Origin of the sequence: Dictyobacter alpinus (assembly GCF_003967575.1) — a bacterium.
GTDB lineage: Bacteria > Chloroflexota > Ktedonobacteria > Ktedonobacterales > Ktedonobacteraceae > Dictyobacter > Dictyobacter alpinus.
In genome coordinates this window covers 567,938-583,585 of the sequence record NZ_BIFT01000001.1, presented here as the reverse complement: position 1 = coordinate 583,585, position 15,648 = coordinate 567,938, and the positions used below count along the sequence as shown (strand labels likewise).

Sequence of the window (15,648 nt, the reverse complement as noted above, 5' to 3'; positions counted from 1 at the left end):
CTTTAAATCCATTTGCGATAACGGAAGTACCAGAGTTGTCCCACGGTAACTAACATCATGAATAGTAATACTATCCAAAAGTTAAAGCCTGGATCATGATCAACCTGGGGTGAATGGCCGAAATTTTGGCCAAAGACGCCGGATACAAAGGTAATTGGTAGAAAGATGGTTGAGATCAAGGCCAACTGTTTCATGATCTCGTTCTGGCGATTGGCAACGGTGGTTAAATAGACATCTAATAAGCCACTCATCAAATCGCGATAAGAATCTATAACTTCAAAGGTACGTATCAGATGGTCATGGACATCGGCGAAGTAAGGTTCAACCTCTGTGGGAACAAAGTCACCGGTACGGGTAATCAGTGAGTTCGAAACCTCGACCTGAGGACTGATCACACGTCGCATTTGTGCCAGAACACGTTTCATGCTAAAGATGCGGCTCTGAACCTCTGTACCTGTCTGTTCGACCGTCTGATTTTCTAGCTCATCAACCATATCATCAATATCATCCAGTACAGGAAAGTAGCTATCCACCAGATTATCCAGTACTTCATGGAGTAGATAAGCCATCCCCTGTTGAATCATATTATCCTCGGATTTATCATGGCAAACCGTCTGATGTAAATCATTGAGCCAGTCCATATGGGTCTGATGGACCGTGATCAAAAAATTTTTGCCAAAGACGATGTCCATTTTTGGGGTGCGGGCCTCAATCTCCTGCATATCAAATTCAAGTCCATGGACTACGAGATAAAAATAATTATGATGACTGATTAATTTGGCACGCTCATGCGGTTCTTCGAGCTTTTCCATCGTCAGTGGCAAGAGTTTGAATTCATTCGTGAGCAGGTCTGTATATTTTTCCAGATGCCCATCAGTGAGAATATCCAGCCAAATCACTGACTGCGGATCTCGTAGTGCATCGCGCAGTTGTCCGAGTGAGCAATCGACTAACAGAGATCCTTGATGCCAGACAACATTTTGTTGCATAACTTTTGCTGTGTCCTTTTGAAATATATAGAATGGTAAGCGTGATAAAGTTATGATCGTTTTGGTTTGCTTCATCTAAGAAACGATGCTGTCTTCTTTACATACTCAACTGATATACGGAATTGCAGAAGAGTTTGGATACCAGCCAGTAATATGCTGAATACTGTAAGGCTTACATGCGAAAAACGCCAAAAGGAATCTCCGGTATCGGAGCGTTAAGGGCAGCCGCGATGCCCAGTCCAAGTACGGTACGAGTGTCTCTTGGATCAATGATGCCATCATCCCATAGGCGGGCCGTACTATAATAAGGATTGCCCTCTTCCTCATATTTATCCAGGATTGGTTGCATAAAATTGGCTTCATCTTCAAGGCTCATACTTTTGCCGCGTGCCGCCATGCCGTCTTTGCGTACCGTTGCCAGGACCGTCGCCGCCTGCTGCCCTCCCATGACTGAGATGCGTGCATTTGGCCACATCCAGAGTTGATGGGGAGAATAGGCGCGCCCACACATACCATAGTTGCCGGCACCAAATGAGCCACCAATAATCACTGTGAACTTGGGTACAGACGCGTTCGCCACCGCCATGACCATCTTGGCTCCATCTTTGGCGATACCACCATTCTCATATTGGCGTCCTACCATGAAGCCAGTAATATTTTGTAAGAAGATTAAAGGTGTCTGGCGTTGCACACATAGCTCAATAAAGTGCGTAGCTTTCAGTGCGCTTTCCGAGAAGAGGATGCCATTATTCGCGATGATACCGACTGGATAGCCCATCAGGCGTGCAAAGCCACAGACCAGCGTGGTACCATAGAGCGCCTTGAACTCATGAAAATCGCTATCGTCAACCAGGCGGGCAATAACTTCGTGCACATCATAACTACGGCGATTATCAGCGGGCACCAGTCCGAGTAGATCATTGGCATCATAACGTGGAGCAACCGGTGGGCGAATCTCCCAGGGAATATGTTTGCGGCGATTAAGATGGGAGACGATACTGCGGCAGATAGCCAGGGCATGTTCATCATTTAAAGCATAATGATCGGTCACGCCTGAGGTGCGACTATGGACATCGGCGCCCCCCAAATCTTCGGCGCTCACCTCTTCTCCAGTGGCCGCCTTCACCAGTGGCGGGCCGCCCAGAAAGATCGTGCCATTGCCGCGCACAATTACGGTCTCGTCGCTCATGGCGGGAACATAGGCACCACCTGCGGTGCACGATCCCATTACTGCGGCGATCTGCGGAATACGCTGGCTAGACATACGGGCCTGATTATAGAAGATACGCCCGAAGTGATCACGATCGGGAAAAACATCGGCTTGAAGAGGAAGAAATGCTCCGCCAGAATCGACCAGGTAGATACAGGGAAGGTGATTCTGCTCGGCAATTTCCTGGGCACGCAGATGTTTTTTGACTGTGAGTGGATAATAGGTTCCGCCCTTTACCGTGGCATCATTGGCAACGATTACACATTCCTGGCCTTCAACCAGACCAATGCCAGTCACAATGCCAGCCGCGGGTGCCTCGTTATCATACATATCCCAGGCGGCTAACGGACTGAATTCCAGGAAAGCTGTATTGGGATCGCACAGTCGTTCAATGCGTTCGCGGGCCAGCAACTTGTTGCGCTTGCGGTGCTTGGCGATAGCGTCAGGCCCGCCTGCTTGTTGAACTTTCTGAATATTTTGCGTAAGTTGCTCGATGAGGCGTTGAAAATAGTGCGTATTCTCAACAAAATCGGGGCTTTGACGATCTATATGGGTCTCAATGATGGACATAGTCGCTAGATCCTCTCAACAACGATGATAGAATAGGATTGACTTTGTAAATATCACGCTTCATTGCGCCATAAATGAGCATATCACTCTGCTTAGTGTGCGTCAAGGGATGGGCTTGCAGGCATGCATGAACCGTATTTTGTGTTGACAGGCAGCCACTCTTTCGTGTACTATACATGTGTGAAATTAGGAACATACGTTAAAGTTGCTCAACTTTGGCCTGGCAAGAAAATTATGCAATTATGTTCTCATTTCAAACAATGTGATCAGTAGCTGGAAGGTAGCTATTGTTTTTATCCTCTAATGAGCACTACTATAAAGAATATAAAGGGTTTGCAAAACAAACTATGAATACATATGCGACCGTTGTCCTTGCAGCGGGTAAAGGTACGCGGATGCGTTCAACGTTGTCAAAACTCCTCCATCCATTGGCAGGGCAGCCACTATTGGCCCATGTCTTGAAATCTGTTGAGTCTATTCCTACGACTACGGCTTTTTCTCCCTGGCGTGCCAGTGTATCTACCAGCCGTCCTATTGTGGTCCTGGGTCATGAATCTGAACAGATTTTAGCCGCCTTTGGTGAGCGGTGCCAGTATGCGATGCAGCATGAGCAATTGGGGACCGGCCATGCCGTCCTGGCTGCTCAAGAGAGTGTTGACGCGCTTGAAAATGTACCCGACACCGTCCTTGTCTGTTATGGCGATACACCGTTGGTAAGAAGTGAAATGCTGGCTAGTGTGCTAGCTACACATCTTGAACAGCAAGCTACGATTACTTTCTTGACTGCGGATGCCGATGCCTCATCTGACTATGGACGTGTCGTGCGTGATAGCCAGCATCATGTGCGTGAAATTGTGGAAGTAAAGCGTGCGACACCCGAGCAATTGCAGATTACAGAAGTGAACTCTGGTGTGTATTGCTTTGATCGCGCCTGGCTCTGGGAGGCCTTACATGCATTACCACGTAATGCCGGTGGTGAATATTATCTGACCGACCTGATCGCCGTGGCTGGCGGGCAGGAACGGCGGATTGCGACCGTGCGTGGTTCGTTGGATGAGACATTGGGTGTTAACAACCGGGTGCAATTAGCGCAGGCGGAACAAGTGATGCGTCAGCGTATCCTGGAGCGCCATATGTATGCCGGTGTTACCATTCTGGATCCCGCCTCAACGTATATTGAGGAAGATGTACAGATTGGTACTGATACCGTCATTTTGCCAGGAACAATGCTTAGCGGGCAGACCACTATTGGCTCATGGTGCCGCATAGGACCAGGTACTACTATTGACGCATCCTCCATCGGAGATCGTTGTGTGATCCGCAACTCGGCTCTGGAGGAATCCGTATTAGAAGAAGAGGTGACTGTCGGTCCGTTCAGCCATTGTCGTCCTGGAGCACATCTGGCCCGTGGGGTACGGATGGGCAATTTTGGTGAAGTAAAAAACTCATATATTGGTGCCGAGACTGATGTTCACCATTTTAGTTATCTTGGTGATGCTACGGTTGGCGCGCATGTCAATATTGGTGCCGGCACAATTACCTCTAATTATAATGGACTCACGAAAGAAAAATATCGTACAACCATCGGGGATGGTGCCTTTATCGGTTGTGATACAGTGCTTGTACCACCTGTAACAGTTGGTGAACACGCCATGACTGGGTCAAGCGCACTAGTAAATAAAGACGTTCCACCGCACGCGTTGGTGTATGGTGTTCCTGCACGTTTAGCGCGTATGCTGCCATTATCGGAAGATGAGGCAGGTCAAGGTGACAAAAAGGAATAGGTGCTCATATGGACGGCCCTGGCTTATCGAGCTTAGCCGCCACTATTAATTTTCATACTGCACAATTTGATGCACAAGCCTGGCTACAGCTTATTGTGATGTTGGTGATGTTGGTGCTCTGCGCCCTGGCATCATCGGCTGAGACTGCATTTACCTCAGTTAATCGCATTAAGTTAAAAAATTTGGCTGAAGAAGGCGATAAACAGGTACTTAAAATCGAGCGCCTGTTAGCCGAGCCAAATGTGTTCCTTTCTACTATTCTGATTGTGAATAGTGTAGCTGTGATCGTCGCATCCAGTATGGCAACCGTCTTAACATTACGCTTCTTCTCCGCCTCCTTTGGCGAGTTAATCTCGTCTGTCCTTACTTCGCTGGTGGTATTAATCTTTTGTGAGATCTCACCGAAGACCGCCGCAGTGCAGAATCCTTTACGTTGGGCTCGCTTCTTTGTCGATCCAGTTCGTGCGGCCGCCTGGTTATTGCGTCCGATCGTCTGGTTACTCAGTGCCGTCACCTCAGGACTTGTGCGTCTGCTGGGCGGCCAAATGCGACATCGGGGGCCGTTTATTACAGAGGATGAATTGCGCCTGCTGGTAACCGTGAGTGAGGAAGAGGGTGTATTAGAGGAAGAAGAGACCGAGATGATCCGCAGTATCTTTGAATTCGCGGATACAACGGTACGTGAAGTGATGGTCCCCCGTATTGATATGGTTACGCTCCCAAGCACCGCGACCGTTAACCAGGCGGTTGACCTGGCGATGCAAGGAGGCTTTTCGCGTATCCCCGTTTTTGAGGCTGCCGTTGGTGTTGATGATATCCTTGGTATCCTGTATACCAAAGATATGTTGCGTCAGTTGCGTGAGAACCATGGTTCCTTGCCGATCCACAATCTGGTTCGTGACGCTTACTGTGTGCCGGAGACCAAAAAACTGGATGACCTGTTGCGTGAGTTGCGGCAAAGTCGCACACACATGGCAATGGTCATTGATGAATATGGCTCTGTTGCAGGTCTGGTCACCATTGAAGACTTGATGGAAGAGATCGTGGGTGATATTCAGGATGAATATGACCATGAAGAGAAACTCTTCGAAATGGTGAAAGATCATGAGTATATCATAGACGCTAAAATGAGCATCTATGATTTTAACGGATTGTTGGATACCCACATGGATGATTCCGACTATGAGACGCTGGGCGGCTTTGTCTATGCCCAGTTGGATAAGATTCCAGGTGTGGGTGATACTATTGCGTTTGAAAATCTGACATTGACTGTTCTGGCCACACGGGGCCGGCGTATTCTCAAAATACGTGTGGAACGTCGTGAGGAAGAGGAGAAGCAGGAGGATCTGCTGATGCTTCCGTCTCCAGGCGAAGCCGAGTCCGATCCTCCTGAGGATACCGCAGCAGAGAAAGAGCCATCGTCAGAACAACCGTCTCGCTATGAATATAAAGGTGCCTAACATATGCTGTCAGCTTTTGCCACCCTGCCAACGTCGGTAAGGGTCTTTGAAGTAGGACCTCGTGATGGTCTACAAAATGAGAAGGTGCAGATTCCGACGGAGCAGAAAATTCAGTTTATTCAAATGCTGGCCGAGGCTGGTCTCCCTGTAGTGGAGGCCAGCTCATTTGTCAGTCCACGGGCCATACCACAGCTTAGTGATGCCGCAACCGTCATGACTCATTTAAAGCGCTTAACGACTGTTGATTATCCCGTGCTGGTCCCCAACCTAAAAGGTATGGAACGTGCCCTGGCTGCCGGAGTGCGTTCTATCGCGGTATTTACTGCGGCCAGTGAGAGCTTTACGCGCCACAATATTAATGCTACGATCGCTGAGAGTCTGGCTAACTTCCGGCCAGTGCTGGAGCTAGCGCGGCAGGAAGATATTCCTGTGCGCGGGTATATCTCAACCGTGTTCGGCTGTCCCTATGAAGGAGCGGTGGATCCCCAACGTGTATTGGAAGTAGCCCAGGAACTGCTGGCAGCGGGTGTTGCTGAATTATCTTTGGGTGATACCATCGGGGTAGCTACGCCAATTCAGGTCGTCAATGTCCTGGAACTGCTGCTGAATGCTGGTTTGCCTGTGCAGCAACTTGGCGTCCATTTTCATGATACGCGTGGAACTGCTCTGGCTAATGTGTTGGCGGCTTTACAGGTAGGCATTACCACCGTTGATTCCTCGGCAGGTGGATTGGGTGGTTGTCCTTATGCGCCTGGCGCCGCAGGCAATCTGGCCACTGAAGATCTGCTTTATATGTTGCATGGTATGGGTATTCAGACAGGGGTTGACCTGGATAAAGTGGTGGCAGCGACCGCTTATATTGCGCCATTTTTAGGACATGCTCCAGCCAGCAAATATTACCAGGCAGCTATGGCAGCCGCAGGAAATGTATGATGACTGTTACTATCAATGATATTCGGCAGGCGATTAAGCTGTTGGAATTATCTGGCATGCCTGTCTGCATTCACTCCTCATTACGCTCTTTTGGTCTGGTTGAACACGGCGCTGAAACGATTGTTGCGGGCTTCCTGGCTGAAGGCTGTACTGTTCTGGTACCTGCCTTCTCCGATGCTGCCTATGCCATTGCCCTACCAGATCTACCCCATATGCGTCCTGCTCGTAATGGCATACACTATGAGCGCCTGGCCGAGCGGTTCTATATGGGAGGAAATCAGGTTTACACTCCCAAATCGCGTGAAATCAATCTGACTATGGGATTGATCCCTAAATATATTGTTGAACATCCCCAAAGTGTGCGCGGGAATCATCCCCTGACTTCATTCGCGGCCCTCGGTCCCCTGGCCCAAACCTTAGTGGAAGGTCAGGAGGCGCAGGATGTTTATGCGCCCTTGCATACGCTCACATTGATGCATGGCTCGATTATCTTAATGGGAGTTGGATTAGAGCGTATGACGTTTCTGCACTATGCCGAACAGGTCGCGGGCCGCTCGCTGTTTGTGCGTTGTGCCAATGGACCTGATCATCGCCCGATGCTGGTCTCGCTGGGGGGGTGTTCTGAGGGCTTTGGTCACCTTGCCACGACCCTGGCACCTATGCGTCAAACGTTGATGGTAGGTCAGAGTTCCTGGCAAGCCTTTGCTGCTGGCGAAACCTTGCAGGCAGCATCCCAGGCTATAAAAGCACAACCATCCATCACACATTGTGCTGATCCAGATTGCGAGCGCTGCAATGATGCTATAAAGGGAGGACCGCTGCTCATCATGTGAGTAGCGGTCCTCCCTGGCCTCGCGTGATCTAATGTGGCCGACGCGCTATTTCTTACCCTGTAAAAACTCCAATGCGCGAATAAGTTGATTATCTTTACTCTGCATAATTTGCTGTGCACTAAAGTTGCCCTCATTGGCATCATTGGGTGTAACAATAACGCCATTCGCAGGCAATTTCACCTCAATATTAGGTGCAATACCGCCATCATGTTTGTCGCCCTGATTGCGGATGAAATGACCTTGCGGAGTTAACCATTCCTGTGTGCCGATCAGCAATTGTGAACCATCGGATAGATTAAACGGCTGTAGAACAGTGCCAGTACCATATGTGCGTTCACCAATGATAGTTGCACGGCCATTTTCTTTTAACGAACCAGCTACAATTTCTGCAGCACTGGCCGAATTACCATTGACTAGCACAACCATCTGTGAGGTTGTATCGATCGGATTGCCAGTCACATCTACCGGGGTGCGTTTGCCCGAACTATCCTGTTGTAGTAAGACATGTCCACTCTTGACGAACAGGCTGGTCATATTGACCGCCTCGTTAAGGAAGCCACCTGGATTATCGCGTAAATCTAGAATGATATGCGTCGCACCCATGCTTTTTGCCTTCGTAACATCATCCTTTACCTGTCCCGACACTCCATCGGCGAATTGGACCACCTGGATATGCGCGGTATGATTTTCCGCTATATAGTGCATCAGTACATTCGGAACCTTGATCTCTGAACGAGTCAACTTGAATGTGCGCGTTTGCGTCTCGCCAGCACGTTGGACAGTAATGTTGACGTCGGTGCCTTCTTTACCTTGTATCATTGCGCTTACACCGGTTGTATCTTTGCCAGCGGCACTTTTGCCATCAACCGCGACAATCACATCACCATGCTTAATGCCAGCTTTTTCTGCTGGCGAACCTGGGATAGGCGAAGTGATGACCAGCTTACCCGTATCTTTATCCTGCCGTAGATAAATACCTACGCCAGTAAACTTACCACTGAGCTGCTGATTTTCGGCCGAGGCAGTTTTAGGATCCATAAAGCGCGTATGCCCTTTATCCCCTAAGGTCGCAATCATGGCATTGATCGCCGCGTATGACATCTTCTGATAATCGATAGATTTGCGATCTACATAATTTTGATCAACTTTATTCCAGGCTTGTTGAAACAGCGCAGCGTATGCCTGAGAAGGATTATTTTGATTAAAGTACGTTTGACCAAAGTATTGATGGCCAAACCAGCCTCCGAGAAAGGCGATAACAACGAGCGCAATCAACGTTAACATGCGTCCAATGGTACGCTGTAAACGCTGGGGTGCCCCTAATGGAGGATAGGCTACAGGTCCCTGTGAATGGGATGGTGTTGTATCTTGCGCGGGAAGGAAAGGATAATGATCAAAATCAGCATGATGTGCTTGTGAGGACGAATCTTGATCATTTTTTTGTGGCTGTTCATACCAGCTAGGATCGTCGTATCTACTCACCAATGGCCTCCTAAGGCACCGTTGCATTGAGTGCGCTTCTGTTTTTTTTTATGTTCCCTATATACCTGGATATTTAATACTATCTTAGTGGTCGTTTATGTAAAAGTCAAATGCAGGTAGCCTGAAACAGGTAAAAAAAGACGGCATGGTCCATTTGAACCATACCATCTTTTTTTTATGCTTTTGGGGTATTTCACTGTTGGGTCAACGTACGAGCCTTGGGCATAAAAAGTCGTGTCATGAGGTGAATAACTACTGCTGCTGTGGCTCTTGTGTTTGTGCTGCTGGCTCTTGCGTCTGCGCTACTGGCTCTTGCGTCTGCGCGACCGTTGCGTTCGCTGTTTGAGGCTCATCAGCGGTGTCTGTGGCTTCCTCGGCTACCTGGGCACTTTTATTTTTGCCGACAGAGACGGTTTTCTTTTGTGGTTCCCAACCGGGAGCACGGGAGACGATCATCGACATCAAACGACCTTCCATAGCTGGAGAACGTTCAATGGTCGCAATGCCTTTCAACTCTTCCGCAATGCCATCGAGCAACTTACGCCCAATATCAGGATGGCGCATATCTGGTCCACGGAACTGTACACTGACCTTTACTTTATCGCCGTCAGCTAAAAACTCTTGAATCTTACGTGTCTTTACTTCTACGTCATGATCATCGGTACGTGGACGCATGCGAATCTCTTTGAGCGTGACAGTCTTCTGGTTTTTGCGGGCCTCATTTTCTTTTTTAGCCTGCTCATACTTGTACCGACCGTAATCCATCAGTTTACAGACTGGTGGCATGGCATGTGGTGATACCTCAACCAGGTCCAGATTCCTGTCGCGAGCGATGTCTAGTGCCCGCATAGGAGGCATTACCCCCATCATTTCGCCATTTTCATCGATCAAGCGTACTTCGCGTGTGCGAATGCGCTCGTTGATACGTGTCTCTCGTGAACGGTCGTTCCCCCGAAAATCCTTATTAATAGAGCTATTCTCCTCTTCTTGCTTGAATTACTAGTTTAGTAGTTGCCATCAACAATGATGTACGCGATCATGGTTTGATATAATGCGTTGGCTATTTTTGCACAGCACAAAATGTCTGCCAATCAACGGACTATACAAGTATACTACGTGTAAAGCCAGTTTGCAAGTGAGCAATAGGGAAAGAAAGTATGGGTTCGAGCATACTTAATCGGCACACGGGATCTAGTCCTGAAATGCTGTCATTGCAGGCTCCATCCTTCTGGTTTCGTGTGGTATTTCATGTTTTTATATAGTGGAAACGTAGATTTTATGGTATACTTGTAGTCGAGCATAATTTTGTTGGATAGATGGAAAAAGTTTTCTCCTGATAAAGACCCACGCTGCGAGACCGGCTTGACACGAAGGAGGTCCTTGTATGAGCGGCAATGCGATCGCCGACAGTTCGTGGTCATACGCTCCCATACCCCCGGTATTCCGTTTTTCTTCCCGTCCCAATCAAGCCCATAAAATTCAATGGCGCGCCTGGGGAAAGTCCGCGTTTGATGAAGCTATCCTCTTGGATAAGCCCATTTTCCTTCTCCTTTCTTCTCTATGGTGTCAGGAATGTCATCTGATGGATGAGACGACCCTGTCAGAACCCCGTGTAATTGACGTGCTTAATGCAGATTATGTTTCTATTCGTGTCGATAGTGATCTACGGCCAGATATCAATCAGCGCTATAATCAAAATGGTTGGCCCAGCGTGCTTCTACTCTCATCGGAAGGGGAGATACTCTGGGGCGGAATCTATGTACCTGTTACCAAACTTTTATATTACCTTGGCTATGTTAGGCGCTACTATGTTGCTCATCGCGAGGAAATCTCCTGGCAGGTACGATTACTACAGACTCAGCGTCAGACCCGTGCTTTAACCCGGCTTCTTCCTGGTACTAATTTCCATACACTATTGCCGGAAGAAGAACGAAATCTGTTGGATCTACCTGCTGCGGCCGCCAAAGTGCTGCGAGAACTTTATGATCCTGAGCAGGGTGGCTTTGCTATTCATTCTTACCTTAAATTTCCCCATCCAGATGCGTTGGAACTGCTTCTGTTGCTGAATGGATCTGATGATATCGAGCGCGTCCGTTATTCATTAACCCAGATGCGCGATGGAGGGCTCTGGGATACCGAAGAGGGAGGTTTTTTTCGCTACTCAACCGCCGGTGATTGGAGTATGCCTCAAACGGAGAAGATGCTGGATGAAAATGCTGCCATGCTGCGTCTGGTGCTGCTCACCGCCCAAACTACGGGAGATCAGCAGTGGACCGAGCTGGCCCAGCAACTAATCGCCTATATTGATACGAACCTCTGGCAGCCCGCTACAGGCGCATTTAGTGGCAGTCAATGTGCGGATGAAGAGTATTATGAGCCTGGCCTCTACTCGCGTGCCTCGCGAATTGCTCCTCAAGTTGATCAAACCATCTATGCTGGCTGGAATGCCCGCATGATCTCTGCCTATCTGTTAGCGGCCCAGGTACTGCATGAGCCTGCTCTACAGACGCGTGCATTGCAAGCACTCGACTATCTTTGCCTGCATATGATCCACCGCGATGGGAGTATCTTCCATTATGCACTGAGTGGAGAAGCCTTTCTACCGGGTCAGCTAGCCGATCAGGTCTGGACGATTCAGGCCTTACTTGACGCTTATGCGCTGGATCACACAAAATCGCATTTAGAGACAGCTATAGCCTTGATGCATTTTGCCTTCCAGGAGCTGCAGGATAGCCAGAATGCACTCTTTTATGACTATCCCGAGGATCCCCAGGCCATTGGACGCCAGGTGCTGCGTGAGCAACCCCTGTCCGAGAACGCTTTGATTGCCTGGTGTCTGTTACGCATGTCTGCTTATAGCCATAGGAAAAGTCTGCACGATACCGCCTTACGCGTTCTCTCGAGTTGTCAGGATAAATACTATCGTTCGGGCATTCAAGGCGCGCTCTACGCTTGTATTGTTGCTCGCGCCAACGAGTTACTATAAGTAGAAAAAAAACCGACCGGGAGAACTATGTGTCTCCCGGTCGGTAGTTGCTGCTGGTTTAGCGAGCATTGATTTTAATATTGCGTGCTTTTGCATGTTCAGCTTTTGGCAACTGGAGGGTCAGGATCCCATCAGCATAGTTAGCTTCGACGCGCTCGGCGTTGATTGGAGCTGGCAAGGTGATGGACTGCTGATAGCGACCAGACTGGAAACCATTCCAGTGGACGTTGGCACCTTCAGGAACCTGCACTTTTGTTTCCCATTTCAAGCTGATAACATCTTGCTGGACAGTGATATCAACGCTGTCTACATTGACACCAGGCATTGGCAATTGCAGCACAAAGCCTTCGGCTGTCTCATAGAGGTTAGCGGCTAATCCACGGTTGCTGACAGTGCTGGCAACCCGTGGCGAGATAAAGCTGTCCTCAAACAAACGATCCATGGCATCGCGCAATGAAACTGCTTCGTTGAATGGATTGTAACGTGTGATATTAGCCATTTTCATAACTCCTTTTTTTATCGATTAGTAAGTGCTATCAGGATTGAATAGTCTGGTTACAGGTCCGATTGGGACCCTGAATTATATAGAGACATGAGTGCTTTGAACGGAATGTTACCTCTGCATTTGTCCCACCCACTCTCGACTCTCATGTCTTTGTTCGTTCGCTCTGTCAATACTATACTCCACGTAGTGTTAGAGGAACGTAAGCATAGTGTAAGAAATGTGTTAGAAAACTTGATAGCAACACTATCAAGTTTCTTGCTAGAGACGCACTCTCGACGATATTCTCATATTCTGCTACAATGCGGCTAACAAACGCTTCCAAGGATAGAGACAAGGAGCTGAATGCTGAGGGTTGGTAATGGTGCCTTGTGGTTTACTCCTTATGCAGGATGATCCATTGCCAGATAGGCTACGGTAAATCGTGGGGAGCGATTTTGCTGTGGCTTTTTAAAGCTAAATAGCGGGAGGAAAGAAGATTGGTGTTGAAACAGTCTCCGACAAAAAAAGAGATCGACCATCTTTTGACGCGTGGTGTGTCGCTGGTCGAGAAAGAAGCGGATCTACGACGCTTATTGTTAGAAGGTAATAAGGGCGAGCCCTTGCGTGTCAAGCTGGGCGTGGATCCGACGCACTATGATTTGACCATAGGGCATGCGGTCGTGTTTCGCAAGTTACGGCAATTCCAGCGCCTGGGTCATAAGACGGTGGTTGTAATTGGTGACTGGACCGCACGCCTGGGAGATCCCAGTGGCCGCCTGGAGGCGCGTAAAGCGTTAACGGCTGAACAGGTCAACGAGAATGCGAAAACGTATCTGGATCAGTTTTTCCGCATTGTAGATAAAGATCAGACCGAGGTCCATCGCCAGACAGAGTGGTTTGATACCTTTAATCTTGGCGATGCCATCAAGTTGCTCGGTTTTAAAACGGTGGCTCAGATGCTTGAGCGCGATGATTTCTCCAAGCGCTATAAAAGTGGGATTGAGATTTCGCTCTCAGAGTTTATGTACCCCCTGCTTCAGGGCTATGATTCAGTCGCGTTACGCTCGGATGTTGAGATTGGTGGTACCGACCAGACCTTTAATTTGCTGGTTGGTCGTGACCTGCAGCCAATCTTTGGTCAGCCCGCCCAACAGATCCTGACGATGAATTTGATTGTCGGCCTGGATGGTGTGAAGAAGATGGGTAAGTCGCTGGATAATTATATTGCCATGACTGCTCCCGCCAGAGATATGTTTGGTAAATTGATGTCCTTACCCGATCCGACTATGCGCTCCTACTTTGAGGCATTGACTGAGGTTGATAACGAGGAATTGGATGAGTTTGATTGCAAGATGGCGGACGGCTCTTTAAATCCACGCGATGTAAAATTGCGCATGGCGCGTGAGATTGTGACAGAGTTCCATAATTCCGCCGAGGCGGAAGAGGCCCAGGAAGCTTTTATTCGTCAATTCTCTGAGCGTAAACTGCCTACAGATATTCCCGACTTTCAGCTTGGTTCTGCCAAAAATGTTGTAGAACTGATCATCGATGCTGGATTAGCTGCCAGTAATAATAAGGCACGCGAACTCATCAAGCAGGGTGGCGTTGCTTTCTTCCCGAAAGGCGCTTCCGGTGATTCCGAGCGTATCTCGGATCCTACCTATATGGTCGATGCCATTGATGGCGCGATCCTGAAAGTAGGGAAGCGCAACTACATTCGGATTAAAGCATAGTGATACCGTTCTGGCATAGGACAAGGAGGATTTCTTTATGCCACAGGCAAAAATCGGGGTGATTGGGGGTAGCGGTCTCTATCAGATGGAGAACATGACGGATGTGGAAGAGGTTCGGATCCACACGCCGTTTGGGGATCCAAGTGACGTGATTACAATTGGGAAAGTTTCAGGCGTTGAGATGGCGTTCCTGCCACGTCATGGCCGTGGACATCGTCTGAATCCTTCTGAAGTACCATCACGCGCTAATATCTGGGCCCTTAAAAGCCTGGGGGTTGAGTGGGTAATCTCAGTAAGTGCGGTGGGCAGCTTGCGCGAGCATATTGCCCCGCGTGATCTCGTCATTCCTGACCAGCTTTTTGATCGCACCAAAAGCCGCGTTAATAGTTTCTATGAAGGTGGTGTGGTCGTCCATTGCGGTTTTGCCGAGCCCTTTTGTCCCACACTGGGCTCGCTCCTGGTGGAGTCCGCGGGCGAACTGGGGGACGTCAAAGTGCATCAGGGTGGAACCTACGTTTGCATGGAAGGTCCTCTCTTCTCCACAAAAGCTGAATCCAATGTCTATCGCCAGCTGGGTATGGACATTATTGGTATGACCGCTCTGCCAGAGGCCAAACTGGCTCGTGAAGCTGAAATGTGCTATGCGGTCATCGCCTGCGCGACAGACTATGATTGCTGGTATGAAGAAGAAGAGCCTGTCTCTGTGGAGATGGTGGTAGGCAACTTGAGCGCCAACATCGGCAACGCCAAGCGTATCTTGCAGAAGATCGCGCAGAAGCTGCCAGCTGACCGTAGCGCCCAGACCTGTGCCTGCGATCACGCACTGGCCTCAGCCATCATGACCGACCCCGCCTTGATTCCAGCCGAGGCGAAAGAAAAATATAGCTTATTAATTGGCCGCTATATCTCTTGACAACTGTTCCAAATAGGTATAAAATGGGTTCATCCCACGAGGGAAAAGAAAAACCCTTCAAATGGGATGGACCGATTTTCTTCCGGTCCTGTCGGTTGGCGTGATCGGGTCCTACGCGGCAGAAGTTTATGAACTCCGCTAGGTCCGTGAGGAAGCAACGGTAAATGGACCTCTCTGGGTGACGTGGGGGTTCCTGATTGCGCTAACCGGCAGGACCGGGTGAAAATCGGTTTTCTATGTTAAGAACGTCTTCAACTCTTCCAATGCAGCG

General features: G+C 48.9%; 12 protein-coding genes and 1 other RNA gene. 8 read left to right on the top strand and 5 right to left on the bottom strand.

Annotated elements, in window-relative coordinates:
- Window positions 1–2: 2 nt before the first annotated feature.
- Together corA and EL633_RS02255 are read right to left on the bottom strand one after the other, a co-directional pair.
- Entirely contained in the window at window positions 3–989 is a 987-nt protein-coding gene (gene corA / locus EL633_RS02260) for a magnesium/cobalt transporter CorA (RefSeq protein ID WP_161981876.1), read from the bottom strand.
- Window positions 990–1,161: 172 nt separating this feature from the next.
- Window positions 1,162–2,769 (bottom strand): carboxyl transferase domain-containing protein, encoded by a 1,608-nt coding sequence (locus EL633_RS02255; protein WP_126625640.1) that lies wholly within the window; start codon window positions 2,767–2,769, stop codon window positions 1,162–1,164.
- A gap of 347 nt (window positions 2,770–3,116) precedes the next feature.
- Between EL633_RS02255 and glmU the strand changes: the two genes are divergently transcribed.
- From glmU to EL633_RS02235, 4 genes are read left to right on the top strand one after another with little or no spacing between them, the layout of a single operon-like run.
- On the top strand, window positions 3,117–4,553 hold the full coding sequence (gene glmU, locus EL633_RS02250; protein WP_126625639.1) for a bifunctional UDP-N-acetylglucosamine diphosphorylase/glucosamine-1-phosphate N-acetyltransferase GlmU: 1,437 nt from the start codon (window positions 3,117–3,119) through the stop codon (window positions 4,551–4,553).
- An 8-nt stretch (window positions 4,554–4,561) separates the two neighbouring features.
- On the top strand, window positions 4,562–6,013 hold the full coding sequence (locus EL633_RS02245; RefSeq protein ID WP_126625638.1) for a hemolysin family protein: 1,452 nt from the start codon (window positions 4,562–4,564) through the stop codon (window positions 6,011–6,013).
- 3 nt (window positions 6,014–6,016) lie between these two features.
- Window positions 6,017–6,946, top strand: a complete 930-nt coding sequence (locus EL633_RS02240) for a hydroxymethylglutaryl-CoA lyase (protein WP_126625637.1) — start codon at window positions 6,017–6,019, stop codon at window positions 6,944–6,946.
- Window positions 6,943–7,779 (top strand): AAC(3) family N-acetyltransferase, encoded by an 837-nt coding sequence (locus EL633_RS02235; protein WP_126625636.1) that lies wholly within the window; start codon window positions 6,943–6,945, stop codon window positions 7,777–7,779. Before EL633_RS02240 ends, EL633_RS02235 begins: the two co-directional genes overlap by 4 nt.
- Before the next feature lie 45 nt (window positions 7,780–7,824).
- Here EL633_RS02235 and EL633_RS02230 read toward each other — a convergent pair whose 3' ends face one another.
- Window positions 7,825–9,261, bottom strand: coding sequence for a S41 family peptidase (locus EL633_RS02230; RefSeq protein WP_161981875.1), 1,437 nt, complete (start codon window positions 9,259–9,261; stop codon window positions 7,825–7,827).
- Window positions 9,262–9,513: 252 nt separating this feature from the next.
- Window positions 9,514–10,173, bottom strand: a complete 660-nt coding sequence (gene infC / locus EL633_RS02225) for a translation initiation factor IF-3 (RefSeq protein WP_246039196.1) — start codon at window positions 10,171–10,173, stop codon at window positions 9,514–9,516.
- A gap of 472 nt (window positions 10,174–10,645) precedes the next feature.
- Between infC and EL633_RS02220 the strand changes: the two genes are divergently transcribed.
- Complete coding sequence (locus EL633_RS02220) at window positions 10,646–12,247, top strand: DUF255 domain-containing protein (RefSeq protein WP_126625633.1); 1,602 nt, start codon at window positions 10,646–10,648, stop codon at window positions 12,245–12,247.
- Window positions 12,248–12,305: 58 nt separating this feature from the next.
- Here the strand turns inward: EL633_RS02220 and EL633_RS02215 are convergent, their stop codons facing one another.
- Window positions 12,306–12,746 (bottom strand): Hsp20/alpha crystallin family protein, encoded by a 441-nt coding sequence (locus tag EL633_RS02215; RefSeq protein WP_161981874.1) that lies wholly within the window; start codon window positions 12,744–12,746, stop codon window positions 12,306–12,308.
- A 488-nt stretch (window positions 12,747–13,234) separates the two neighbouring features.
- On the opposite strand from EL633_RS02215, the gene tyrS reads away from it, so the two are divergent.
- The 3 genes from tyrS (at window position 13,235) to ffs (ending at window position 15,579) form a co-directional block, all read left to right on the top strand.
- Entirely contained in the window at window positions 13,235–14,464 is a 1,230-nt protein-coding gene (tyrS, locus tag EL633_RS02210) for a tyrosine--tRNA ligase (protein ID WP_371865552.1), read from the top strand.
- 37 nt (window positions 14,465–14,501) lie between these two features.
- Window positions 14,502–15,377, top strand: a complete 876-nt coding sequence (mtnP, locus tag EL633_RS02205) for an S-methyl-5'-thioadenosine phosphorylase (RefSeq protein WP_126625631.1) — start codon at window positions 14,502–14,504, stop codon at window positions 15,375–15,377.
- 102 nt (window positions 15,378–15,479) lie between these two features.
- An RNA gene (gene ffs, locus EL633_RS02200) (signal recognition particle sRNA small type) lies at window positions 15,480–15,579 on the top strand.
- The last annotated feature ends 69 nt before the right edge of the window (window positions 15,580–15,648 follow it).

Bases quoted from the DNA above. Each gene is read 5' to 3' on its own strand.
- corA (WP_161981876.1), bottom strand. From the start codon at position 989: ATGCAACAAAATGTTGTCTGGCATCAAGGATCTCTGTTAGTCGATTGC.
- EL633_RS02255 (WP_126625640.1), bottom strand. From the start codon at position 2,769: ATGTCCATCATTGAGACCCATATAGATCGTCAAAGCCCCGATTTTGTT.
- glmU (WP_126625639.1), top strand. From the start codon at position 3,117: ATGAATACATATGCGACCGTTGTCCTTGCAGCGGGTAAAGGTACGCGG.
- EL633_RS02245 (WP_126625638.1), top strand. From the start codon at position 4,562: ATGGACGGCCCTGGCTTATCGAGCTTAGCCGCCACTATTAATTTTCAT.
- EL633_RS02240 (WP_126625637.1), top strand. From the start codon at position 6,017: ATGCTGTCAGCTTTTGCCACCCTGCCAACGTCGGTAAGGGTCTTTGAA.
- EL633_RS02235 (WP_126625636.1), top strand. From the start codon at position 6,943: ATGATGACTGTTACTATCAATGATATTCGGCAGGCGATTAAGCTGTTG.
- EL633_RS02220 (WP_126625633.1), top strand. From the start codon at position 10,646: ATGAGCGGCAATGCGATCGCCGACAGTTCGTGGTCATACGCTCCCATA.
- EL633_RS02215 (WP_161981874.1), bottom strand. From the start codon at position 12,746: ATGGCTAATATCACACGTTACAATCCATTCAACGAAGCAGTTTCATTG.
- mtnP (WP_126625631.1), top strand. From the start codon at position 14,502: ATGCCACAGGCAAAAATCGGGGTGATTGGGGGTAGCGGTCTCTATCAG.